At 43.8% G+C, this 21,217-nt stretch carries 21 protein-coding genes; 17 read left to right on the forward strand and 4 right to left on the reverse strand.

Going from position 1 to position 21,217, the window contains the following annotated elements; all coding sequences use genetic code 11:
• Positions 1-159 precede the first annotated feature (159 nt).
• Positions 160-1,815 (forward strand): alpha-amylase family glycosyl hydrolase, encoded by a 1,656-nt coding sequence (locus GLO7428_RS07130; RefSeq protein ID WP_015187891.1) that lies wholly within the window; start codon positions 160-162, stop codon positions 1,813-1,815.
• Between the two features lie 203 nt (positions 1,816-2,018).
• Here GLO7428_RS07130 and GLO7428_RS07135 read toward each other — a convergent pair whose 3' ends face one another.
• Positions 2,019-3,929, reverse strand: coding sequence for an acetate--CoA ligase family protein (locus GLO7428_RS07135; RefSeq protein ID WP_015187892.1), 1,911 nt, complete (start codon positions 3,927-3,929; stop codon positions 2,019-2,021).
• 381 nt (positions 3,930-4,310) lie between these two features.
• Here GLO7428_RS07135 and GLO7428_RS07140 point away from each other — a divergent pair, with 381 nt between their 5' ends.
• Positions 4,311-4,529 (forward strand): hypothetical protein, encoded by a 219-nt coding sequence (locus GLO7428_RS07140; protein ID WP_015187893.1) that lies wholly within the window; start codon positions 4,311-4,313, stop codon positions 4,527-4,529.
• Between the two features lie 363 nt (positions 4,530-4,892).
• Entirely contained in the window at positions 4,893-5,801 is a 909-nt protein-coding gene (locus GLO7428_RS07145; protein ID WP_015187894.1) for a cyanophycinase, read from the forward strand.
• A gap of 141 nt (positions 5,802-5,942) precedes the next feature.
• On the opposite strand, the gene GLO7428_RS07150 is transcribed toward GLO7428_RS07145, so the two are convergent.
• Entirely contained in the window at positions 5,943-6,821 is an 879-nt protein-coding gene (locus tag GLO7428_RS07150) for an IS982 family transposase (protein ID WP_015186563.1), read from the reverse strand.
• A 532-nt stretch (positions 6,822-7,353) separates the two neighbouring features.
• Here GLO7428_RS07150 and rpsO point away from each other — a divergent pair.
• From rpsO to aroF, 3 genes are all read left to right on the forward strand, one after another.
• Entirely contained in the window at positions 7,354-7,623 is a 270-nt protein-coding gene (gene rpsO, locus GLO7428_RS07155) for a 30S ribosomal protein S15 (protein ID WP_015187895.1), read from the forward strand.
• A gap of 15 nt (positions 7,624-7,638) precedes the next feature.
• Positions 7,639-8,112 carry a PAM68 family protein gene (locus GLO7428_RS07160; protein ID WP_015187896.1) on the forward strand — a complete coding sequence of 158 codons (474 nt, stop codon included), beginning with the start codon at positions 7,639-7,641 and terminating at the stop codon, positions 8,110-8,112.
• A gap of 155 nt (positions 8,113-8,267) precedes the next feature.
• On the forward strand, positions 8,268-9,329 hold the full coding sequence (aroF, locus tag GLO7428_RS07165; RefSeq protein WP_015187897.1) for a 3-deoxy-7-phosphoheptulonate synthase: 1,062 nt from the start codon (positions 8,268-8,270) through the stop codon (positions 9,327-9,329).
• Between the two features lie 84 nt (positions 9,330-9,413).
• On the opposite strand, the gene GLO7428_RS07170 is transcribed toward aroF, so the two are convergent.
• Positions 9,414-9,857: an Hsp20/alpha crystallin family protein gene (locus GLO7428_RS07170; protein ID WP_015187898.1), complete on the reverse strand. Its 444-nt coding sequence runs from the start codon at positions 9,855-9,857 to the stop codon at positions 9,414-9,416.
• 355 nt (positions 9,858-10,212) lie between these two features.
• A complete protein-coding gene (locus GLO7428_RS07175; protein WP_015187899.1) occupies positions 10,213-10,512 on the reverse strand; it encodes a hypothetical protein in 300 nt (99 codons plus the stop codon).
• Positions 10,513-10,899: 387 nt separating this feature from the next.
• Here GLO7428_RS07175 and GLO7428_RS07180 point away from each other — a divergent pair, with 387 nt between their 5' ends.
• The 11 genes from GLO7428_RS07180 (at position 10,900) to GLO7428_RS07230 (ending at position 21,076) form a co-directional block, all read left to right on the forward strand.
• Positions 10,900-11,697 carry an MlaE family lipid ABC transporter permease subunit gene (locus GLO7428_RS07180; protein ID WP_015187900.1) on the forward strand — a complete coding sequence of 266 codons (798 nt, stop codon included), beginning with the start codon at positions 10,900-10,902 and terminating at the stop codon, positions 11,695-11,697.
• 61 nt (positions 11,698-11,758) lie between these two features.
• Entirely contained in the window at positions 11,759-12,154 is a 396-nt protein-coding gene (locus GLO7428_RS07185) for a DUF3119 family protein (RefSeq protein ID WP_015187901.1), read from the forward strand.
• 84 nt (positions 12,155-12,238) lie between these two features.
• Positions 12,239-13,450 (forward strand): DUF3086 domain-containing protein, encoded by a 1,212-nt coding sequence (locus GLO7428_RS07190; protein ID WP_015187902.1) that lies wholly within the window; start codon positions 12,239-12,241, stop codon positions 13,448-13,450.
• Between the two features lie 74 nt (positions 13,451-13,524).
• Positions 13,525-14,322, forward strand: coding sequence for a class I SAM-dependent methyltransferase (locus GLO7428_RS07195; protein ID WP_015187903.1), 798 nt, complete (start codon positions 13,525-13,527; stop codon positions 14,320-14,322).
• A gap of 116 nt (positions 14,323-14,438) precedes the next feature.
• Positions 14,439-15,122: a glycerol-3-phosphate 1-O-acyltransferase PlsY gene (gene plsY / locus GLO7428_RS07200; protein ID WP_015187904.1), complete on the forward strand. Its 684-nt coding sequence runs from the start codon at positions 14,439-14,441 to the stop codon at positions 15,120-15,122.
• A gap of 202 nt (positions 15,123-15,324) precedes the next feature.
• Positions 15,325-16,683, forward strand: coding sequence for a ribosome biogenesis GTPase Der (gene der / locus GLO7428_RS07205; RefSeq protein ID WP_015187905.1), 1,359 nt, complete (start codon positions 15,325-15,327; stop codon positions 16,681-16,683).
• A gap of 143 nt (positions 16,684-16,826) precedes the next feature.
• The gene (locus GLO7428_RS07210) at positions 16,827-17,708 is read left to right on the forward strand and encodes an energy-coupling factor transporter transmembrane protein EcfT (RefSeq protein ID WP_015187906.1); all 882 of its coding nucleotides are present in this window, start codon (positions 16,827-16,829) and stop codon (positions 17,706-17,708) included.
• Entirely contained in the window at positions 17,708-19,315 is a 1,608-nt protein-coding gene (locus GLO7428_RS26535) for a chorismate-binding protein (RefSeq protein WP_015187907.1), read from the forward strand. The genes GLO7428_RS07210 and GLO7428_RS26535 overlap by 1 nt, the downstream gene beginning before the upstream one ends.
• Positions 19,316-19,525: 210 nt before the next feature.
• Positions 19,526-19,915 carry a holo-ACP synthase gene (gene acpS, locus GLO7428_RS07220; protein WP_015187908.1) on the forward strand — a complete coding sequence of 130 codons (390 nt, stop codon included), beginning with the start codon at positions 19,526-19,528 and terminating at the stop codon, positions 19,913-19,915.
• Between the two features lie 193 nt (positions 19,916-20,108).
• Entirely contained in the window at positions 20,109-20,378 is a 270-nt protein-coding gene (gene pipX, locus GLO7428_RS07225) for a transcriptional coactivator PipX (protein ID WP_015187909.1), read from the forward strand.
• A complete protein-coding gene (locus GLO7428_RS07230; RefSeq protein WP_015187910.1) occupies positions 20,375-21,076 on the forward strand; it encodes a YggS family pyridoxal phosphate-dependent enzyme in 702 nt (233 codons plus the stop codon). The genes pipX and GLO7428_RS07230 overlap by 4 nt, the downstream gene beginning before the upstream one ends.
• Positions 21,077-21,217: the final 141 nt, after the last annotated feature.

Consider the following 21,217-nt stretch of genomic DNA (forward strand, 5'->3'; position numbering starts at 1 on the left):
TATTAGGAGAAATCAATCTTAAACTATCTTAAATGCTAATTATCGCTTGATTGTGGGGAAAGCCACATATATAGAGCAACATACTTCTTGGGGCTTATAGACTGATGCAACCAGAAACAAGATAATACGGGTATCTATATTGCTAATTTAACTACGTCTATGGCAGCTCCGATTGAATTTGAATTGTTTGCTCCATACATCAAAGGAGCAGCCTTGATCGGGGATTTCTCAAATTGGGAAGATATCCCCATGCAAAAAGGTGAAGACGGTTATTTCCGTACGCAAGTAGAACTTGAAGACGGTAGTTATCAATATAAATTTCGCGTTCAATCCAAATCTTGGTTTTTTGAACCAGATCAATGGGTTGAGGTTGTCGATCCTTATGCGGTAGATATTGATAACCCTACTCAAAATGGAGTTGTACGGATCAAAGACGGACAACGCATCGTTGACACCTATGTTTGGCAACACGATGATAAGCCATTACCCGCAGACCATGAGTTAGTCATCTATGAATTACACGTAGGCGATTTCTCTGGGGGCGAGGATGACCCTTATGCGCGTGGTAAGTACAAGCACGTTGTTGAGAAACTCGACTATCTCTGCGAATTGGGTGTCAATGCAATTGAACTCATGCCCGTTAAAGAATACCCAGGAGATCATAGCTGGGGATACAACCCTCGGCATTTCTTCGCTACAGAATCGAGTTACGGTCCAACAGAGGGATTAAAACATTTGATCGATGAATGCCATGCGCGAGGAATTCGCGTCATTATGGATGGTATTTATAACCACTCCGAGGCATCAGCCCCACTTACACAAATTGACCATGATTATTGGTATCATCATGCTCCCCGCGATCCTGATAACAACTGGGGACCAGAATTTAATTATGAGCATTACGACGAAAATTTAGAAACTTATCCAGCACGGCGATTTATTGGTGATAATGTCCGTTTCTGGATTCAGGAATATCATACAGATGGTATTCGCTTCGATGCCGCACGGCAAATTGCTAACTATGACTTTATGCACTGGATTGTGCAAGAAGCCAAAAAGACGGCTGATATGAAGCCATTTTATACCGTTGCCGAACATATTCCTGAAACCCCCAGCATTACTAACGCTGATGGACCAATGGATGGTTGCTGGCATGATAGCTTTTATCACTGTGTTTTAGAACATATCTGCGGTGATACGTTTGATTTAGAACGCCTCAAGGATGTCATTGACTGTAAACGTCAAGGCTTCATGGGGACAGTGAACGTCGTTAATTATTTAACGAACCACGACCACAACCACTTAATGGTTGAGTTAGGCGATCGCGAAATTTTTGATGAAGAAGCATTCAAGCGGATCAAACTTGGGGTTGCCATTTTAATGACAGCGATCGGCGTTCCCTTAGTATGGATGGGTGAAGAGTTTGGCGAATACAAGCCTAAAACTCCTGATTCTGCCAAAATTGATTGGACTTTGCTAGGCAACGACCTCAATCGTGGTTTATTTGAGTACTATAAAGGAATGATTGGGCTACGCAAGCAAAATCATGCACTTTACACCGAAAATATTGACTTCTTTCACGAAAATCCAGAAGCTAAAGTTCTCGCTTACACGCGCTGGAATGAGGAAGGTTCGCGTGTTGTTGTCATTGCGAACTTCTCAGAAAACTTCCTTGGTGGTTATCATGTGCCTAACTTCCCTGCGGCTGGTAAGTGGCATGAATGGACAGGAGACTACGATATAGAGTCTGGAGACGATGGCATGATGCTTGACATTGGAGGTTACGAAGCCAAAGTATTTGTTTGGCAACAGTAATGAGTTAGCTAAATGCGTTAAGCATTCCTCAAGTGAGCTTCATTCGTGTAGCTCACTTTTGGTTTTACGCACATTATCCTAACGTCTGTTCAATGGAAATGAGCGTAGCGGTTGACATCGCAGCTATACAAACGAAACCTATCTTCATAGGTTTCTTAACATTGTTTTTTAGTTGAGCGAGGTGCGATTTTAATTGCTAGGCTTTATAATATCGTGCCGATCTCCTTAAGATAGACTCGTGTGAATGGCTCACCTACACCTAACGTGTAATCTTCAATCAAGCCTCGACGACGAATAGAAATATTGTCTCTTTCTTTAACAACGATAGTTGAGTCTTCAAAGACATCTCGCGTCAACATCATTTCTGTTTCCGTTGGATCGTTGAGGACAACCATGTTACTACCGTAGTAAAACATGCCTTCTTTTTCTAAAACGTCTTCGTTATACTCGGCAATGAGTAAATCAAGCTTGGGATTGCGTAGTAAGTTTTGAACGTTGTTGTTGTAGATTTTATTCAAAACTTTTTGCGAACGATTGACAAAAACACCATCTTGGCAAACTGCACCGATTGTCCAATCGGGATGCTGCAAGAGAATGTGGTCAATTGTTTCTTGGAGTTCTCCTACAGAAACGCGATTGAATGTAATAATCGGTATTCTGGCATGACTGCCAGACTCAAAAAACGTTTCGAGAATATGCGATGGGACATCAACGCTTTCACCAACAGCAGGATTAAGGTGCATAAAAATTCCAGGCGCTGCATTAATTTCGATGATGCCAAAATTACCTGATTTCCAAGACTCAGCAAGACTGCGCGTAATGACGTCAATACCAAGACAAGTCAACCGAAAATGCTGGGCAATATCCTGTGCCAAAATGATGTTGTCATGATGCACATTGCGCGTTGCATCAATACTAAATCCGCCAGCAGAAAGATTGGCAACTTTACGTAGATACACCGTCCGATCTTTCTCTAGCACGCTATCTAATGACAAACCTTGTTCTTCTAGGTAAAGTTCCATTGCCTCATCGCACTGAATTTTACTCATTGCAGAGGTGGGTGTATCAAGACGCGCTGGTTTACGATTTTCACGCTCAATTAATTCGGCAATTGTCGATTCACCGTCACCAATAACCGATGCAGGACGCCGTTCGGTTGCAGCTACAAACCTACCATTAACACAAAGTAATCGAAAATCTGACCCTGAGATACTCTTTTCAACAATGATCCGAACCGGCTGATCTTCGGGAATCGCGTTGACTGCCCTATTGTAAGCGGATCTGAGTTCCTCAGAATTTTGCACATCTGCGGTGACGCCGATTCCTTTATGTCCTACTACAGGCTTAACTGCAACGGGATAACCAATGTCTGTGGCTACTGCTAAGGCTTCTTTCAGCGAAGTTACCAGATCGCCACTTGGAACAGGAAAACCAAGCGTAGCGAGAAAAGCCTTACAGTCATCTTTGCGTGTGGTAAAGTCTGAATCGAGGTGACTATCAGAGTCAAAAGTTGTGGCTACACCGCGTACTTGCTTTCTGCCATAGCCATATTGCATCAAACCTTCATCCCACAGATAAAATGTCGGAATGCGTTTTTGATCAGCGGTGCGCAATAAAGCATAAACTGTAGGACCACCGTAAACTGATTGCCGGAATTTATCTTGAAGGACTCTAATCTGCTCATCGTAGATGATTTCTCGATTTTGTGTAATAGCTTCAAACCAATCCCAAACAAAATAAACAACTGCGCGGACGGTTTTACCATGCAATGATTGCACTGCGATGCTGGCGTACTCTGGATGGTGTTCAATACTCCAACGATTTAAATGTAAGCCCATGTCGAGTTTCCCGACTTCGGACACTGTGCGGGCAAACAAATGTGCGTGAGATTGATACTTTTCGCTACGCAGTTGCGGATAGCGATCGCTTACTGCTGCAATATAATCTTCTATGGCTAAAGGTTCCTGATACTCTGTCAGCGCTAAATCAAAGACTAATGCCCCTGTTTCTAAATAACGATTAGGACCTTCGTAATGTTTAAAATTAAAGATATCGAAGACATCAGTTGCTCTAGCATTCACTCTAACTACATCTGTACTTGCGCTTTGTACCATCGAGTTTCTCCCAAAAATCATTATGGACGCTCAGTTGCGCCTCAACTTCACTACTTACTAATTACCTCTGGAGAAGCCGAAGGCTAGAGATATGTGCAATTAATGCACAAGTTGTTTTGGCATGGCTAGCATTCTCTTGCGCGTGAACGTCCTTGAATATCAAACCAAATATGACTAGCCACGTCTGCGACCAAGATTAACTTTAATAGCGCTATTTTTTAGCTATCTGAGGGTATAGTTTCGCTAAAGCTTTTTTCCAACTCAGCGTTTAATCTCGTTGATTTTTTTTACTTAGATATATAACCTGCGAAAGGTGCGCTCTGACTACTGCTATGAGTAAATATAAATATTAATTAAAGAAGTTTAGGAGACAGCACAATTATGAACGATATGGAAGCTGCTCTTCGAGAAGAAATTCGGCAACTAGCAGAAGAAGCATTTCATAGAAAACTCATCTCAGGTTATGGCGATGGTCCAACCAAAAATGAGTATCAAATTGTTTTTAAAGGAAAACCAAGGCACCTTCCGCTTAAACGCGCGCGCGCTTTCCTAGACAACTTAATTTTGCGAAGCCGTGTTAGAGAAGCTTCTTCAGTGTAGACAATCAATAAGTACTTTGTAGTAAAAATTTTAACCTTAAATATACCCGCCGTTAGTAACAGATCCTAGTTTTAGGGTCTTTTTTATGTCCATAAAAGTTGTAGCCATTCTGCAATGCGTGTTAACTCAAACACTGGAGATTTTAATCTTCTGTATATAAATCTACCAAACGGGTAATAGCACAAACAAAATTATTATGGTCTAGTTAATATGTATAAGCAGGATTTATGCAAGTTCTTGTTCTTTTCTACGTAAGATTATTTTGTCATTAGAAGTAGGTGAACAGAGAACTAACAAAGGTTGAAACTTAAACGTCCGTCGATGATGCTTAAATCCTGATTCTCAGCAACAATCGGAGGAAATATGGCACAAAGCCAAGCAAAAGGTCAATTGGTGATTATCGGTGGAGCCGAAGATAAAGAGGGAGAATGCACGATTTTACGTGAATTTGTTCGCCGCGCAGGAGGAACAAAAGCTAGAGTTGTGATTATGACAGCCGCAACCGAACTACCACGCGAAGTCGGAGAAAATTATATTAGAATTTTTGAGCGTTTAGGCGCTGAAGATGTACGGATAATAGATACAGAAACACGTGAAGATGCTAGCTCTTCAACAGCATTGGAAGCAATTGAAAAAGCAACAGGTGTATTTTTTACTGGAGGGGATCAAGCCCGTATTACAAGTATTTTAAAAGATACAGAAATTGATGCAAAAATTCACGAACGCTTTCAAGCAGGAATTGTTGTTGGCGGAACAAGCGCGGGAGCGGCGGTGATGCCTGATGTCATGATTGTAGAAGGCGACTCTGAAACAAACCCTCGCATGGAAATTGTAGACTTAGGTCCTGGTATGGCCTTTCTTCCAGGAGTTGTCATCGATCAACATTTCTCACAACGCGGGCGCTTAGGACGCTTAATTGCTGCGCTAGCACAACAGCCTGCTGTTTTAGGATTTGGTATTGATGAAAATACCGCTATAGTTGTCAGTGATGACCAATTTGAAGTTGTTGGGGAAGGTTCAGTTACAGTTGTAGATGATTCCAATGTTACGCACACCAATGTTAACGAAATACTAAAGGATGAGGCTTTAGCTGTTTGTGGTGCTAAACTGCATATCTTACCTCATGGCTACAAGTTCAACCTCAAAACTCGCAAGCCCATATTAGATAACGTTTCTTCAGCTTCTACTGAATTACAAAATAATGGTTCAAATGATAACCAAACAGTAGAAGTATCAACTGAGCAACAATTATTAGAGCAATTAGCAACATAAAATAAATTAAGCAATTAATCTGTTGGAGAAGAAGCGCTACCCACTTCTTCTTTTTTGTATAATTAGATAAATTAATATTTAAAAGTTAGTAAATATTTTAATAAAAACCTTATTGATAGTTTGTTTTAACCTGAGTTCGGGTTAAGCACTTTGAGATAAAAGCCAGTCCATCTGAAGGCTGGGTTTCTTAGGTTGATGGCAATAAGCGATTAATCCACACAGAACGTTAACGCAAAAATTCACAGGACTACGGTGCCTGGAATGTTCAATCTGAGAAATATTCTTGAGTTGGTCGTTAATAGTCTCAATAATGGAACGTTTACGGGATAAAAGCTTGTCATGCAGAAGCATCAACTTGTTTTTCATATTGCGCCGAGGTTTAGCAAAAAACTGAATACCGAAGTCTTCTAAAAGTTGAGCTGCCAGTTTTTGAGAAACATAACCTCTATCGGCAAAAATCTTGCCAAACAGCTGACTAAGTAAATCAGGAACTGGCTGACGGTCATCAACATTACCAGGAGTGATAGTCACATTTAAGAGTTGACCAAGTTCATTGACGACAATATGAAGTTTGAAACCATAAAACCAGTCCACAGAAGTTTTGCCACGAGCCGCTAAACCTTGAAACACTTTGTGTTGAGCAATCCGTCGATTATGACAGACTTTTAAGCTTGTCGAATCTATCAAACCGATACCTGTACATTTTCCAAAACAATGCTTGAGGTAAACGCACAACGGTATCAAGGTCGATGGTAGCCATTCAATAAATCTTTGATAACTCGGAAGACCTGGAAAAGCATCACTCCAATATCGTTTCACTTGATTCAAATAAAAATACTTAAAATTTCGGTAGTGATTCTGATGAAACGCAATCAGTATCGTCATTATCTCACTCCAACATAGACCTTTTGAACGATTACGTTTTATTCCTCCATGACTTAATAGCTTTTTGTGCCACTGCGCTTCAAAAGCCTTACAGAAATCATCTACATGGCAAAACAAAGCCTCTAAACTAAACATAGGGCAGGTTGCTGGATTTGTCGTTATTTTCAGCTTACTACCTGCCCCTTTCCTTATCCCGAACTCAGGTTGTTTTAGGATGTTTATACTAACTTTGAAGAAAAAGAATTGCGCTACGTCTTTAAAATTCGGCTTACATACAGAAAGTATTGTATATCTGCAAGAGGTTCTAGATCAAAAGTTGCTGGCTGACAACAATTGTTGGGGGAATTCATGAGTGCAGTTTATTACTGTGAGTTTAGGCGATCGCCACTTCACAAATTGCTAAGTATAAATTTATACAGTAAAAACCGTCGTGCGTGGCTGAGTTAAGCCATAACCGAAGCTCAGGAATAATAGCTCATACATCATGTTCGTTCATCAATATCAACGGTGGTTCCAACAAAAAGACGAAATTTCTTTTCTAACCCCGACCTTTGAACCGCAGGTCTGCGTAGCATCCTCCGCTCTTTGCCCCCTCTCACATCTGTGAAGGCTGTGGTAACATGAGAGATTGCTGCAATAAATCTATTTAGTCTTAATCGAGTAAACCATGGCTTTGACGCAAGAGCGCAAACAAGAGTTAATTTCTAACTATCAACTGCACGAAACTGATACTGGCTCATCGGCTGTTCAAATTGCGATGCTGACTGAGCGCATTAACCGCTTGAGCGAACATCTCAGGAGCAATCAGAAAGATCATTCTTCTCGACGAGGATTATTAAAACTGATCGGTCAGCGCAAGCGTTTGCTATCCTATCTGCAAACAGAGGATCGAGAACAGTATCAAAATTTAATTAGCCGCCTTGGTATTCGCGGTTAAGGAGTAATCGATTGCATGGCACCTGAACCTAAAAATAAGCGTTTGCCCTTTGAACCGAGTAAAAAAATTCAAAAAACGGCAAAAGCCAAAAAACAAGCCCCAGTCGTCAAAAAAACACAAGAAGTAGCAACTAAAAGCGATCAATCACCACCGGTAACACGAGCGCAAATGGCTGTGCCAAAAGTAGTGAGCGATCGCATGGCGCGACGCATGGCAGCTTTTTGTGGTATACCAACGGCGTTAGGTATGTCCACGTTTATTGTCAGCTACTTGATAGTCAGTCACGGCTGGTTTAAATTGCCAAACGTAGCAGTTTTGCTAGTCAGTATGGGCTTTTTTGGTTTAGGTGTATTGGGTCTATCCTACGGTGTCCTTTCTGCTTCTTGGGATGAAGAAATTGTGGGCAGTATGCTAGGCTGGCAAGAGTTCACCAGCAACTGGGGACGAATGCTGTCAGCTTGGCGTTCAAGACGACAGAAAAACGTGTAACGGCTTTAGGACTTGACTTTAATAACTGCGATCGCCCAAGATTGCTGCGCTCATTCGTAATTCATGCGGTGAGCGAATGGGCGTTATATTTGAATTGTGTAGGATTTATTTTTACAGAGCATAGAGCAACGAAATACTGAGCAAGGAATTTACACATGATTGTAGTCATGAAAGTCGGCTCTCCCGAAGTTGAAATCACTCGTGTAAGCGAAGAACTCGCTACGTGGGGTTTAACACCGGAAAAGATTGTTGGCAAGCACAAAGTCGTTTTAGGCTTGGTGGGAGACACTGCAAGTCTAGATCCACTGCAAATTCAAGAGATTAGCCCTTGGATTGAACAAGTGTTACGCGTAGAGCAACCTTTTAAACGAGTCAGTCGCGAGTTCCGTCATGGCGAAGCCAGTGAGGTAGCTGTTGCCACTCCTAACGGTACAGTTTACTTTGGACAACATCATCCTGTCGTTGTAGTAGCAGGACCTTGCTCGGTAGAAAATGAAGCAATGATTGTCGAAACGGCACGGCGCGTCAAAGCCGCAGGTGCAACGTTCCTACGCGGTGGTGCATATAAACCTAGAACTTCGCCGTATGCGTTTCAAGGACATGGCGAGAGTGCTTTAGAATTACTCGCAGCAGCACGCGAAGCGAGTGGGTTAGGAATTATTACCGAAGTCATGGATGCGGCTGACCTGGACAAAATTGTCGAAGTTGCAGATGTCGTTCAAGTCGGGGCGCGCAATATGCAAAATTTCTCGCTGCTCAAAAAAGTCGGCGCGCAACCTAAGCCCGTGCTACTCAAGCGCGGCATGTCTGCAACAATTGAAGAGTGGTTAATGGCAGCAGAATATATCTTAGCTGCCGGAAATTCCAATGTTATTTTATGCGAACGCGGAATTCGGACGTTTGATCGGCAGTATGCACGCAACACACTCGATTTAGCAGTTATTCCTGTATTGCGATCGCTGACACACTTACCAATCATGATCGATCCCAGCCACGGTACAGGTAAAGCAGAATACGTTCCGGCGATGTCGCTTGCCGCAGTTGCAGCAGGAACCGATTCTTTGATGATTGAAGTCCATCCCAACCCTGCAAAAGCTTTATCAGATGGTCCACAATCGTTAACACCAGAACGTTTTGACCGTTTAATGCAAGAACTCAGCGTCATTGGTAAAGCTGTATCGCGTTGGCAACAACCAGTGATCGCTTTGTCGCATTAGTTGACTGACCCCTGCTATAACAACAAAAAAGCCTGAGATTGCACTCAGGACTTACCACACTTAGGTTGTATTTATCCAACAGCCTTAACCAATATTTACTTTCACAACTTTGTTTTTCTCAGCTTCCGCTTTGGGTAGAGTCAAGTTCAAGACACCATTTTTGTACTCTGCTTGAACTTCGTCATTTTTAATTCGAGTCGGCAAAGGAATCACTCTTCTAAAAGAACCATAACGAAACTCTGAGCGAGTCATGCCTTTTTCTTCGGTTTTCGTTTCTGACTTGCGCTCTCCACTGACTGCAACCGCTTCGGCTGTAATTTGTACATCCAAGTCTTTGGCTTCCATTCCTGGAATTTCCAACTTGAGATGAACAGCTTCGGGAGTTTCTTCGATCTCTGCGGCGGGGACAAACGCCATACTGCCGCCTGGCTCACCGTCAGTTGCACGCATTAAGCTGTCAAATAGGCGATTCATGTCCCGTTGTAAACTATCAACTTCGCGAAAAGGCTCCCAACGAATTAATGCCATTTTCTTTACCTCCGCATCTGGGCTTTCTCTTAATAGCTAAAGATCTTGATTTGAAGTGAGTACTCAAGTCTTAAGGAAACTCTAAGCGCTGATTTTTCAGTTAGTTGAGTTACTTAGCTCAACCTGATAACAAGGTATCAAATGCAAGAAAGCGAGTAGGTTCGGTTGTTTGCACAGCAGAAGTTCATCTTTCCGTCCCCATTGTTATAGCAGCAAAGCTTCGGTGTAGAGGAGGTAGAGATTTATGAGTTCTCAATTCTTTGAGTGTTGAGTTAAGAAGTTCCGCAATTCAAAATAATTGCCTCCGGCACCTTATGTTCGCGAACAAAACTCATCACGAATAACTAGCTACTCATCACTCGCCCCGTAAATTCTGATAACGATAAAAAGCGTAGGTATCAAACAAGGCTCCCACAAGGCTACAAGTCATTGAGATGACAAGCAATCCATCAACAGGACTACCGCTACCGAAAGTCGCTAAAAACAGCAAAACTTGATTGGCGATCGCCTGAGAAATCCCATGCAAGCCAGGGATATAACCAACGATCGAAGTACTGACTAATACCGCACCAATAATCAACATCGGTACGATAAAACTCAGAATAATGGAGAGTAGCAGCGAACGGAGGAAGTTGGACAAAATGCTCATGCTCATGCAGGCAATTTCCGTTGTTGATAGCCAAAGGACATTTGTTACTTTCTACAATACGAGCGATCGCGCTAAACGCGTGCAAATTTCAACAATCTTAAATTTCTATTAAAAGATTTATCTACTTGTTCTAAGTGTCGTAAAGTTTCATAGCCCTCTTTGCGCTTTAGCAATAGCTAAAAAATGCCTAATGAGTCCTTGTTTTACAGGCGTTGCGTTCATATTTGAGTGACTCACTATGACTTTGAGAATTCTGAAAAGTTTTTTACAGTAAATTAAGCTCGGTTCTTGTGGGATGTTGGCGATGGGAGTACTGAGCTAAAGCTGCTATTGTGTTGAAGAGATACAAGGGAAACTTTTCCTCTAAAACCATATTAGATTAACATCAACACCTTGAGTGATACGCGCAGTAATTCAAGTTTAGGAGTATGGAGTCAGCGGCTGCTAGCAGCAATTTTGCTGTGTGGACAGGTCATCGTTCACTTGCTGCAAGGTAAAATTCATCGCCGTAACACACTCGATCAGATGGTGGCTGTAGGTCCCGAATCGCTCTTAATCGCCTTGGTTACAGCGGCTTTCGTCGGTGCTGTGTTTACTATCCAAGTCGCGCGGGAATTTATTCAATTTGGGGCGGGAAATGCTGTGGGAGGCGTGCTGGCGCTTGCCTTAACGCGCGAACTTGCCCCCGTACTGACAGCAGTTGTTTTAGCAGGGCGTGTTGGTTCGGCGTTTGCCGCAGAAATTGGCACAATGCGAGTAACCGAGCAAATCGATGCGCTGTATATGCTAAGAACTGATCCGATTGATTACCTCGTTATTCCGCGTGTTATCGCTTGCTGCGTGATGTTACCAGCTTTGACACTCTTATCGTTAGTAACAGGGATGATTGGGGGATTGCTGATTGTTACCAATGTGTACAACCTTTCTCAAACCACATTTCTCGATTCAGCGCGGAACTTTCTCAATGTGTGGGATGTTTGCAGCGCTGCTATCAAAGCAGCTTGTTTTGGCGTTCTCATTGCCATTATTGGTTGTAGTTGGGGCTTAACAACAACTGGAGGCGCTAAAGGTGTTGGACAATCAACGACAGCTGCTGTCGTGACAGCATTACTTGCGATTTTTATCAGTAATTTTCTCTTGACTGCTGTGATGTTTCAAGGAACTGGTAGTGCAGTGCTACGGGGTATCTGATAACTAAAGGTTTTAAGATAGGAAGTAAGTTAAAAAGTGTACTTGTAGAACAGGATGCAAAATGACTCCTTCCTCTCCAATTTCATCAACAACGATTGAACTTGCGCCCAGCTATAAGTTACCTGTTGCGATCGCGATCCTGGCTATTCCCCTCTTACTCGTTTCACCTTGGATTGGCGGTGCGATCGCTTTATTTGGTCTGTTTCTCATGTTCCAAGCAGGAACTTTGCGCCTACAATTTACAGACACAGCACTTGATATTTATCGCGGTGAAAACTTAATTCGTCGCTTTCCCTACCAAGAATGGGAAAATTGGGAAATCTTCTGGTCTAATGTTCCTATCCTGTTCTACTTTAAAGAAGTTAAAAGCATCCATTTTTTACCCATTCTATTTGACCCAAAAATGCTCACAAGCTGTTTAGAGCAACGCTTTCCGAAAGGAGCAGCGAGAAGCTAGAAAAAGAAAATAGTTTTTAGTAACTAGCAGATAGTAAGATGATATTTCTTAATTAATTGCTTGCTGAATTTCAAATTCATTTTTATGAATCAAGACGAACCACAAACCCCAGAAATAGCTAACGAAGCCTTGAACGAAGCACAAGAGCAAGATTCTACACAAGAATTTGTACCAGAAGCAAACGCTGAAGAAACACAAGAATTTGTACCAGAAGAAGCTTTGAGCGGTGAATCAGAAGCTGGAGTAGATTTCTTGGTTGAGTTAGAACAACTTTCGCAAGTAGAAGCCGATTTAGAACGCGATCGCGCCATCAAAGCCCAACAACAATTAAGCGAGTTAGAAAGTCAAGCCGCAGAACTCAAAGCAGAAATCGCCACACTCCAATCGCAGCGTAAAAAACTGTTTGAGCAAGTTAACCAAACTCAAACTGCACTCGAACAAGTCATACAAGAATCTTTAGCACAACTCGAACAACGCAAACAGTCGTTACAAATCGCCGTAGAACAACTTGAACGTCGTCAAGAACGAATTCGCGCAGAGATGCGTACCACATTTGCAGGAGTCTCGCAAGACTTGGCAATTCGTGTCCAAGGCTTTAAAGACTATCTCACAGGTAGCTTGCAAGATTTAGCCGCAGCCGCAGAGCAATTGCAGGTTGCACCAAAAGCTTCAAAAGTCAAGGAAGAACCCGCAGAAATCCCACAAGCCAAACCTGTCGAAGAACCACAACCCGCACCACAATTTGCCGAACCGCGCTTTCAATCGACAGCAAAGCAAATTCGCCGTTTGTTGGATGAATACCGTTCTGAACCAGATTACTATGGTCCACCGTGGAAGCTGCGTCGGACGTTTGAACCCGTTCATGCTGAACGCGCCGCGAACTGGTTTTTTACCCAAGGTGGGCGCGGTGCCCTACGGACAATGGGTAGCCGCTTACAGAATATCCTGATTGCTTCGGCGGTGATTTCTGTCTTACATGAATTACACGGCGATCGCCTCCGCACGCTCATTTTAGCCAACACTCCCGAACGTCTCGGCGACTGGCGACGCGGCTTACAAGATTGCTTAGGAATTTCGCGCCCTGATTTTGGTCCCGATCGCGGTGTTGGTTTGTTTGAAACTCCCGAAGCGGTAGCCGTAAAAGCTGAACGCCTTGTGAAAGGCAACTTCATGCCATTGATTATTATTGATGATTCCGAAGATAAAATCAGCTTGGGGCTGCTGCAATTTCCCTTATGGTTAGCCTTTGCTCCCGATCCTCAAAGAATGGCAAGAGAAAGAGAATACGATTTTTGAACATGGGAGCGAGTCGAATGAGCCTACTGGAATGATTGGCTGGCTGAAGCTGCATTGTAAGGAAGAAAAAATGAATGTCAGAATCAATATATGTGTTTACTGATACTCAGCATTCGCAAGAGCTTGAACGACTTCGGGCAATTGAACGAATATTCGATCCCGCCAGTCAGCGGCGAATTCAAGCAACAGGTATGAGTCCAGGGTGGCAATGTCTTGAAGTTGGCGCAGGCGCAGGCTCGATCGCGCAATGGCTAGCAGCGATCGTAGGAAGCGATGGTAAAGTGACAGCGGTTGATGTCGATACGCGGTTTATTGCGAACATTCAGCTATCGAACGTAGAAGTGCTAGAAGCAGATATCCGGTATTGTTCGCTAAAAAACGGTAGCTTTGACTTAATTCATGCGCGGTACGTTCTCATCCATCTTCCTGACTTCCAAGTTGCACTCTCCAGAATGATCGATTTACTCAAGCCTGGTGGATGGCTTGTGATTGAAGAACCTGATTTTTCGGCTGCAAGAGCGATCGCAGGTAAAGCAGCGGCTTGTCACTCAGTTAACCGCGTCAACCGTGCTATTTCGCGAATGTTTGCAAGTCGAGGTATGGATTATGCGCTGGGGGTGAAACTCCCTGCAATATGTCAACAGTTAGGCTTGCAGCAACTGTCTGTAGAAAACGATGCGCCTCTATCTCAAGGAGGCTCAGGAGTCGCAACCGTTATGAAAATGTCTACTGAGCAACTTGCAGAAAAATATATTGCAACGGGTGAAGCAACGCAGCAAGATATTGCGCAATATTGTGAATTTGCAGAAGATCCGCACACGTGGGCAATATACTATTCAACTGTAGGGGTTTCAGCAAAAAAAGTAGGCTAATGAGGTAATAGGTTATGGGTAGTTGTTGATTGCTAAATGTTTTTCCCGCTTACCAGTTACCAGTGACCAATTACTAACATTCAAGTTGTGCTAATTTTTACCTAGCTATACTTATTATGACAGTTTGGTTAATTTTGTGTGCAGCAATTTTGCTAGTGGCTTACCTGCTGGGTTCAATTCCTACAGGCTACACCGCAGCAAGAGTGTTGAAAGGTATTGACATTCGCGAACATGGTTCGGGTTCTACTGGCGCGACAAATGTACTACGGACGCTTGGGAAAGGTCCTGGTTTTTTTGTGTTAGTGATTGATACGTTGAAAGGTATTTTAGCAATTGCCCTTGTTCGCTGGAGTTTCAATTTTGCCGCAAGTCAAAATCTGATTCCTGCTGATGTCAATCCGACAAACTGGTTAGCATGGATGGTAGCATTTGCGGGAATTTTTGCCATTTTGGGACATAGTAAATCGATTTGGTTGGGCTTTACGGGTGGCAAATCGGTAGCGACGAGTTTAGGCGTATTACTCGCAATGTCGTGGCAAGTTGCTGTGTCTACTGCTGCGGTATTTGGTTTAGTTTTAGCAATATCGCGAATTGTTTCACTCAGTTCGATTGCAGGTGCGATCGCAGTTTCACTGTTGATGCTTGTCTTTGGTCAGCCTTTACCTTATCTGCTCTTCGCGATCGCTGCTGGTGTCTATGTGATTATGCGCCATCGCAGCAATATACAGCGCTTACTCACGGGGACAGAACCTAAAATAGGGCAAAAAATTCCAACAACAGAAGAAAGTGTTGAGCCTTAATTATCATCTCCGGTCAAATAACTAGAATATCGGTATCGTTACGCTGTTGTTAGTGGCTAGTGACTAGTTAATAACCACCCTTCACTTTTACTGACCAGTTGCCATTTCCAAAATTTATTGATACAAATTCAAAACTGCCTTCAGTTTCCTGCCTCCTTAAGAAAGCAGCTAGAATAGAAGACTGAAGCTTGCAGCTATAACTATGTCTTTGCCCATTGTTGCTATTATTGGACGCCCAAATGTGGGTAAATCAACGCTAGTCAATCGTTTAGCTGGCGCGCAGGATGCGATTGTCTACGATGAACCTGGCGTCACGCGCGATCGCACTTACTCGAATGCGTACTGGCGCGATCGCGAATTTGTCGTCGTTGACACGGGCGGACTCGTTTTTGATGATGATACTGAGTTTTTACCTTTAATTCGAGAACAAGCAAGCTTAGCATTAGCAGAAGCCGTAGCCGCAATTTTTGTCGTAGATGGACAAACAGGACCAACTCCCGCTGATGAAGCGATCGCCGAATGGCTACGACAACAACCGGTTCCTGTACTTGTAGCCGTTAATAAATGCGAATCACCCGACCAAGGTTTAGCCCAAGCCGCGCAATTTTGGGAATTAGGACTTGGCGAACCGTATCCTGTTTCTGGAATTCATGGTAGCGGTACGGGAGAATTACTCGATCAATTAATTACCTTCATACCACCCGTAAGCGAACTTCCCGAAACCGACGAAATTAAAGTGGCGATTGTGGGACGACCGAATGTAGGTAAGTCGAGTTTGTTAAATGCCTTTGTTGGGACGCAAAGAGCGATCGTGAGTCCTATTTCTGGTACAACCCGTGACTCGATTGACACTGTGATTGAACGCGAGGGAAAAGTTTACCGCTTAATCGATACTGCTGGTATTCGCAAAAAGAAAAACGTCGAGTACGGTCCCGAATTTTTTGGGATCAATCGCGCATTTAAAGCAATTCGTCGTGCAGATGTCGTTTTATTAGTCATTGATGCGCTTGATGGTGTGACGGAACAAGATCAAAAGCTTGTAGGGCGGATTGTAGAAGAAGGGCGGGCTTGTGTCATCGTTGTGAATAAATGGGATGCTATCGAAAAAGACTCGTACACAATCTACGACTACGAAAAGCACACAAAAGAAAGACTGCATTTTGTCGATTGGGCAGAAATGATCTTTGTCAGTGCGAAAACAGGACAGCGTGTCGAGAAGATTCTAGAACTTGTGATGCAAGCCGCTGAAGCGCACAAACGCCGAGTTTCTACCTCGGTGATTAATGAAATCTTAGAAGAAGCTGTGAGATGGCATTCACCGCCTACAACGCGTCAAGGGCGTCAAGGTAAAATTTACTATGGCACGCAAGTAAGCACCCAACCTCCATCAATAGCCTTGTTTGTGAATGAAGCTGAGCGCTTTAACACGAACTATCGGCGATACATCGAACGTCAATTTCGACAGCAACTCGGCTTTAATGGGACTCCCATCCGTCTACTATGGCGTAGTAAAAAAGCCCGTGACGTAGAAAATACTGCAAATCGTGCTACTCGCGTGTAAAGAGAAGTGACTAGTGGCTAGTGATAAGTTTTGAGTAGAAGACGTAAAAGTTGTGAGTTAACCATCTGTCATTATTTATTCTCCCCTGCTTCCTCTGCACCTCTGCATCCTCTGCTTCTTCAACCCTCTGACCTCTTCAAAAGATGGATCTACTGCGATCGCTACCAATGGGGCTTTACCTAGAACAACCGCTAACGTGGTTGCATCGGCTCGATCCTAGGGTAAAGTTGGCTTGGTTATTGAGTTTCTTACTCATGCCCATTCTGGCAAATTCTGCTTGGCGGATTATGCTTGTGGGATTGCTTGTGCTGATTACGCTTGCAGCTAAAATTCCTTTACGAGTATGGCGTCAGCAGATGGGCTGGCTATTGACAGTAGCTTTTTTTGTCCTATTACTCGGTGCTGCAAGTCCAGATACGCTTAGCATCGATTATCAACCTCGCCTTCCCAGTGATGAGTTAAGTTTTATACCGCAACTTTCGGATTATCAGTACGTTCTGTTTCAGCGCGGACCAATTACTGTCACTCGTCGTTCTTTGGTTTTGGCAATTCGCTTAAGTACGATTCTGTTTACTTTAATTTACAGTACTAATTTATTTTTATTAACAACTGCCCCTGAGGAAATTACCGCTGGGATGGAAAGCTTGATGCGACCTTTACGCTGGTTCAAGTTTCCTGTAACAGAAGTTGCTTTGACACTGACGCTATCATTGCGGTTCATTCCCTTAGTATTAGAAGAAGTACAAAATTTAGCGCGTTCAGTGCGTACGCGAGCAATTAATTGGAAAAAACTGGGGTTGAAAGGTGCAGTAAAAGTCTGGATGATGGTAGCAGAACGGTTGCTAGAAAATCTCTTACTCCGAGCCGAACAAATGGCTAATGCGATGATGGTACGCGGTTTTACAAGCCCGAATGAACATCGCGTGCAGTGGCACGATTTACGTTTAAGAAGCCGTGACTGGATTGCCATAGTATGTTTAATAGCTTTCTGGAGCGCAAGATTTGTTTGGGGTAACGAAGCATAATGCAACCATGGTATTGGCGATCGCTTCCTCTCAAAAATCGTACTGGGGCACAAATTTTTGCTGCCTTGTTTGCAAGTGATACTATTGCAACGCTGTTGGAAAGTCCTTATCCATCACCTCCAGATCGCTTACCACAAGCTCGCTACTCGATCTGTGCAGGTAAACCTCGGATAATTAACGATCGTCTGCAAATGTGGACTCCAGCAGTGGGCGAAGTTCTATCGTGTCTTCGTCAGCGGCTCCTAAGCGCTGCAAATTGGCTCGTCATACCACCCTACCCAACGTTACCATTTACAGGAGGTTGGCTGGGGTGGCTAGGCTATGACTTAGCTTGGGAAATCGAAAAACTGCCAACTCTCAAGCAAGATCTATTGCCATTTCCGGTAGCATTTTGGTACGAACCTGAGTGCTTTGCAGTCCTCGATCATTGGGAACAAGTTCTTTATCTCGCAACCTCCGATCCGCAGCAATTAGACCAGTTAGAACATCATCTAGTAGAATCTCCCTCTGCCCACGCCAGTTTGACGCCACTTCTCTCAACGGGGGGAACCCCCGCACGAGAGTGGCTCCTCAACGGAGGACACCTCCGCACGAAAAAAGCGGCTCCTCTGCCCCTCTGCCCACGCCAGTTTGACGCCACTTCTCTCAACGGGGGGAACCCCCGCACGAGAGTGGCTCCTCAACGGAGGACACCTCCGCACGAAAAAAGCGGCTCCTCTGCCCCTCTGCCCCCCTGCCCCCCATCTCCCCCACCACTCTTTCTCACGTCTCAAACCGAGTACGAAAACGCAGTCTGGCGTGCTAAAAAGTACATCCAAGCTGGAGATATTTTTCAGGCAAATCTTTCGCTGCGGTTTGAAACCGAGACAACCGCTTCAGGCTGGGAAATTTATCAAACATTACACAAAATCAATCCGTCGCCGTTTGCGAGTTACTGGCGATCGCCGTGGGGAGAAATCGCGAGTTGCTCGCCGGAAAGATTAGTGCAGCTTGTCGGACAACAAGCAACAACACGACCAATTGCAGGAACGCGATCGCGTGGGACAACACCCGAACGCGATCGCCAGCTTGCCCAAGAGTTGCGCTCAAATACCAAAGAACGCGCCGAACACATCATGCTCGTCGATCTCGAACGCAATGACCTAGGGCGCGTATGTAACTGGGGTTCGGTAGTGGTTGATGAATTACTCACGATCGAGCGCTACAGCCACGTCATGCACCTTGTTAGTAATATTAAAGGCACTTTAAATGCAAACTACAGCCCAATAGACTTAATTCAAGCAATGTTTCCTGGTGGAACGATTACAGGTTGCCCAAAAGTTCGCTGTCTGGAAATCATTGAAGAACTCGAACTTGTCCGCCGCAACTTATTTTATGGTTCGTGTGGTTATCTCGATTGGCGCGGTAACATAGACTTGAATATCTTAATTCGCACACTGCTACTCGCTCCTACACCTTCTACGGCTACCCCCGTAACTCAAAAAGTTTGGGGTCAAGTTGGTGCTGGGATCGTTGCTGATAGCGACCCAGAAAAAGAATGGCATGAATCGCTGTATAAAGCGCAAGCACAACTTACAGCATTGAATGAAACTAGGGATGAGGGGTGAGTAAGAGAGTGGCTAGTTTTAAGTTTTGAATTCTAAAGAGTTTTGAATTGTTCGCGCTCATAGTTGGGAAGCATTAGAATTTCTTAACTTTCTTAAACTCAACACTTCACGACTTTTCAACCCCTACGGGCAAGGTAGTGCCTTACCCTTCTGACCTCTGACTACGGGCAAGGCACTGCCTTGCCCCTCTGACCTCTGACTTCTAATATAATGATTCGACTAGGAACTGATATTGTTTATATTCCCCGCATTCAAGCAGCGCTTGATCGGTTCGGCGATCGCTTCTTGCACCGCGTCTACACTGCAACTGAACAATACGATTGCGGATACGCGATTCATTCACCTAGTCGCCCTTCGATTCATCAGCTAGCTGGGCGTTGGGCGGCGAAGGAAGCCGTGACCAAAGCACTAGCAACAGGTTGGCGGGGTATTAGTTACACCGAAATTGAGATTCAACGTCACACGAGTGGCGCACCTACAGTATACTTACACGGGAAAGCTGCTGCGTTAGTTGCAACTTGGAATCATTTATCTTGGCAGTTGAGTTTAAGCCACGATCGCGATTATGCGATCGCTACGGTGATTTTGATTCATGAATAAGTGAGTAAAACTCAACACATTGTTAGCACAAGGCTAGTAATTGGTAGCAATTTCCATAGCTAAGCTTTAACAGCTTTCTTTTCGCCAATTATCCATTACCCAATAGTAGAATACAGAACCCAAATCAAGATATCATCAGCACTGTGAAGCGGGTAGTCTCAACAAAGCTAAATCTTCGTTATACCAAGAGGGAATGAGTACAGAACATTACATCAATCATCCAAATTTCGGTCTATTGTACAGAGTCTGTTTTGTTGAGGAACACCAGGAACTGTTTACGACGCTTTATGCGCAAAGACTATTTTTTTTGGTATCGACTACAGCATCAGGAATGAAGTTTGAGCCAGTTGGTCGCTCTGAGGCTCGCCTATTATTAGAAAATCGCTTACGAATGCTACGCCGTACCGGACAAACGCAAGAATACGACCAGCTACAAATAATTTTGCAACGTACCTTCCAATGAGTTCGATTGCTGAACAAATTGCCCAAATCCGCGAAAAACTACCGCACACAGTTCGTTTGATTGCTGTCACCAAACAAGTCTCAGTCGCAGCGATGCGCGAAGCCTATACCGCTGGAATACGGGATTTTGGTGAGAGTCGCATTCAAGAAGCCGCGAGTAAGCAAGCACAGCTACACGACTTAACAGATGTCACCTGGCATATGATCGGACGGTTACAGACAAACAAAGCCAAAAAAGCTTTAGAGCAATTTCAGTGGATTCATTCGGTTGATAGCTTAAAACTGGCACAACGCTTGAATCAACTGGCACTACAGATGTCGTGTCAGCCAAAGGTGTGTTTGCAGGTAAAATTGCGCAGCGATCCGCATAAAACAGGATGGAGTGTGTCTGAAATGCTTCAAGATTTACCCGCGCTTAACGAATGCGATCGCTTAAATATTCAAGGTTTGATGACAATTCCACCGTTAGGATTGAGTGATTTAGAAATTCTTAATCTTTTCGAGCAGACGCGCGAACTGGCGACGAACATTCAAAAACAACATTGGTCTAATATGCCAATGCACCACCTCTCAATGGGAATGTCTGACGACTATCTCCTCGCAGTGCAAGCCGGAGCAACGATGGTGAGACTAGGGCGTATTCTGTTTGGTGCAAGACCAACCACACACAATTCTACCGAATCGGAAAGTCAATTATGAGGGTATAGCACGAAAGTAACTTAAAAAGTAGGGAAAGTTCAGTGGGATTGCGGTTGAACTACAGATAAAAAAGATAGTATTAACCAGAGCACTATGTAATTTAGATCAAAGCGACAAGTTAAGTTTTTAACTTTAATCGGT

The organism is Gloeocapsa sp. PCC 7428, assembly GCF_000317555.1.
Lineage (GTDB): Bacteria > Cyanobacteriota > Cyanobacteriia > Cyanobacteriales > Chroococcidiopsidaceae > Chroogloeocystis.

Bases quoted from the DNA above. Each gene is read 5' to 3' on its own strand.
- GLO7428_RS07175 (WP_015187899.1), bottom strand. From the start codon at position 10,512: ATGAGCATGAGCATTTTGTCCAACTTCCTCCGTTCGCTGCTACTCTCC.
- GLO7428_RS26535 (WP_015187907.1), top strand. From the start codon at position 17,708: ATGCAACCATGGTATTGGCGATCGCTTCCTCTCAAAAATCGTACTGGG.
- GLO7428_RS07150 (WP_015186563.1), bottom strand. From the start codon at position 6,821: ATGTTTAGTTTAGAGGCTTTGTTTTGCCATGTAGATGATTTCTGTAAG.
- acpS (WP_015187908.1), top strand. From the start codon at position 19,526: ATGATTCGACTAGGAACTGATATTGTTTATATTCCCCGCATTCAAGCA.
- GLO7428_RS07145 (WP_015187894.1), top strand. From the start codon at position 4,893: ATGGCACAAAGCCAAGCAAAAGGTCAATTGGTGATTATCGGTGGAGCC.
- GLO7428_RS07160 (WP_015187896.1), top strand. From the start codon at position 7,639: ATGGCACCTGAACCTAAAAATAAGCGTTTGCCCTTTGAACCGAGTAAA.
- GLO7428_RS07210 (WP_015187906.1), top strand. From the start codon at position 16,827: ATGGATCTACTGCGATCGCTACCAATGGGGCTTTACCTAGAACAACCG.
- GLO7428_RS07130 (WP_015187891.1), top strand. From the start codon at position 160: ATGGCAGCTCCGATTGAATTTGAATTGTTTGCTCCATACATCAAAGGA.
- plsY (WP_015187904.1), top strand. From the start codon at position 14,439: ATGACAGTTTGGTTAATTTTGTGTGCAGCAATTTTGCTAGTGGCTTAC.
- pipX (WP_015187909.1), top strand. From the start codon at position 20,109: ATGAGTACAGAACATTACATCAATCATCCAAATTTCGGTCTATTGTAC.
- GLO7428_RS07170 (WP_015187898.1), bottom strand. From the start codon at position 9,857: ATGGCATTAATTCGTTGGGAGCCTTTTCGCGAAGTTGATAGTTTACAA.
- GLO7428_RS07140 (WP_015187893.1), top strand. From the start codon at position 4,311: ATGAACGATATGGAAGCTGCTCTTCGAGAAGAAATTCGGCAACTAGCA.
- GLO7428_RS07190 (WP_015187902.1), top strand. From the start codon at position 12,239: ATGAATCAAGACGAACCACAAACCCCAGAAATAGCTAACGAAGCCTTG.
- GLO7428_RS07195 (WP_015187903.1), top strand. From the start codon at position 13,525: ATGTCAGAATCAATATATGTGTTTACTGATACTCAGCATTCGCAAGAG.
- GLO7428_RS07135 (WP_015187892.1), bottom strand. From the start codon at position 3,929: ATGGTACAAAGCGCAAGTACAGATGTAGTTAGAGTGAATGCTAGAGCA.
- GLO7428_RS07185 (WP_015187901.1), top strand. From the start codon at position 11,759: ATGACTCCTTCCTCTCCAATTTCATCAACAACGATTGAACTTGCGCCC.
- der (WP_015187905.1), top strand. From the start codon at position 15,325: ATGTCTTTGCCCATTGTTGCTATTATTGGACGCCCAAATGTGGGTAAA.
- GLO7428_RS07230 (WP_015187910.1), top strand. From the start codon at position 20,375: ATGAGTTCGATTGCTGAACAAATTGCCCAAATCCGCGAAAAACTACCG.
- aroF (WP_015187897.1), top strand. From the start codon at position 8,268: ATGATTGTAGTCATGAAAGTCGGCTCTCCCGAAGTTGAAATCACTCGT.
- rpsO (WP_015187895.1), top strand. From the start codon at position 7,354: ATGGCTTTGACGCAAGAGCGCAAACAAGAGTTAATTTCTAACTATCAA.